Origin of the sequence: Desulfovibrio sp. 1188_IL3213 (assembly GCF_036763145.1) — a bacterium.
GTDB lineage: Bacteria > Desulfobacterota > Desulfovibrionia > Desulfovibrionales > Desulfovibrionaceae > Desulfovibrio.
The window spans coordinates 1-1725 of record NZ_JBAIYR010000449.1 but is presented as its reverse complement, the minus strand read 5'-3'; the positions used below and the strand labels follow the sequence as shown (position 1 = coordinate 1725).

Genomic DNA, 1725 nt, shown 5'->3' with positions numbered 1-1725 from the left:
GCCTCGGCCCTGGGTGTGGGCAATCAGGCTAAGGCTTTCACCGACGAGGCTGACGCCCGTACTGTTTCCACCCAGGAAGCGGCGCAGAAGGCTCTTGTGGGGCTGAACAATGCCGTGGTTTCCAAGGACAAGATCCGCGCACACCTTGGCGCATTGCAGAACAGGCTGGAAAACACCATTTCCAACCTGACGACCCAGACGCAGAACCTGCAGGCGGCCGAATCCCGCATTTCCGACGTGGACGTGGCCACGGAAATGACGGCGTTCGTGCGCAACCAGATCCTCACCCAGTCCGCTGTTGCCATGCTTTCGCAGGCCAACAGCATGCCCCAGATGGCGCTTTCGCTCATTTCGAGGTAGGGCTGAAAACAGGTGGTGGAGGGCGTTTGCCCGGAACGGCCCTGCGGCAGGGGAGTGCTGCGCGGCTATAAAAATCAGACAAGGCCGGCTCGCCATTTGGCGGACTGGCCTTGTTTTTTTGTGTTCTCTCAGGCAGCGTGTATGGCGGCTCAGCGTCCCGAAGAAAAGGCGCGTGTCTGCCCCGGGGCCATAACTACGCAGGAGCAGGGCAGGTCCTGCTTTGCCAGCTCTTTTTCAAAGTCACGGGTGTTTTGCGCCAGAACAGGAAAAGTTCCCCAGTGCATGGGGATCACGTGCTTGCAATTGAGCAGTTTGCAGGCCAGGGCCGCCTGCGGCGCATCCATGGTGAAAACGCCGCCAATGGGCAGCAGGGCTACATCAATGGAGTAAAGCTGCCCCCACAAGGCCATGTCGCCGAAAACGCAGGTGTCGCCGGAGTGATAAACGGTGAGGCCATCGGGCATGCGCACGATGTAGCCCGCCGGACAGCCCGAATCTGTGGTATGGAAAGCCTGGGTCATGGTGATGCTTGCGCCTTTGCAGGTGAGAGTACCGCCCATGTTGAAACCGATGCCGTTCAGTATCTGGCTGTCGGGCAGCCCGGCGGCGGCCTTTTGCGCCGTACCCACAATGGCCCCGAGCATGCCCCCGGTTTTTTGGCATATGGCCACGGCTTCGCCCACATGGTCGCCGTGGTCGTGGGTCAGAAGCACAAGGTCAGCGCGGCCCACATCGTCCACGCTGAAGCCGTATTGCGGCGCCAGAAAAGGATCAATAACCACATGCACGTCATGGTTGCTGATCTTGAAGGCCGAATGTCCAAACCAGGTGATATCGCTCATGCGCGCCTCCCTTGCTGTTGTCTTTGACGTCATTTCTGTCCTGTTTGCCGGGACAGTGTTGTTTGCAGCTTCTGCGCCCGAAAGCAGCGTCTGCAGGCGCTGCTTTCCTGCACGGGTCTGCCCGGAATGTTGCGACGACGGGAAAATGTGGCGCCTGCGCCTGCCGGATGACAGCCTCCCTCAAGGCGAAAATGCCGTAACTAGCCCGGCCATCGTCCCATGTCGTGCGGCAGGCCCACCTGATCGAAAATTCTGCCGCACAGTTGCAGCAGCAGGTCATCCAGATTTTGCGGTTTAAGATAAAAACCCGGGCAGAGGGGCATGATCACCGCTCCGGCTTCCCGCAGGGTCAGCATGTTGCGCAGGTGAATGGCCGAAAGCGGGCTTTCCCGCGGAACCAGCACCAGTGGCAGGCGTTCCTTGAGGGCCACATCGGCCGAGCGCTGCACAAGATTGCCTGTGGCCCCGGAGGCTATGGCCCCGAGAGTGCCCATAGAGCACGGAGCCAGGATCATGGCCGCGG

General features: G+C 60.3%; 3 protein-coding genes. 1 reads left to right on the top strand and 2 read right to left on the bottom strand.

Translation table 11 applies throughout. The features are described 5' to 3' along the window. Positions 1–360 (top strand): flagellin (locus tag V6C16_RS12495; protein WP_333536625.1); only part of this gene is annotated, 360 nt, incomplete at its 5' end. Between the two features lie 149 nt (positions 361–509). Here the strand turns inward: V6C16_RS12495 and V6C16_RS12490 are convergent. Together V6C16_RS12490 and V6C16_RS12485 are read right to left on the bottom strand one after the other, a co-directional pair. Further along, the gene (locus V6C16_RS12490; protein ID WP_333536624.1) at positions 510–1202 is read right to left on the bottom strand and encodes a metal-dependent hydrolase; all 693 of its coding nucleotides are present in this window, start codon (positions 1200–1202) and stop codon (positions 510–512) included. A gap of 200 nt (positions 1203–1402) precedes the next feature. Next, positions 1403–1725, bottom strand: a 323-nt coding sequence (locus tag V6C16_RS12485; protein ID WP_333543357.1) for a UbiX family flavin prenyltransferase, incomplete at its 5' end; no start/stop codon positions are given.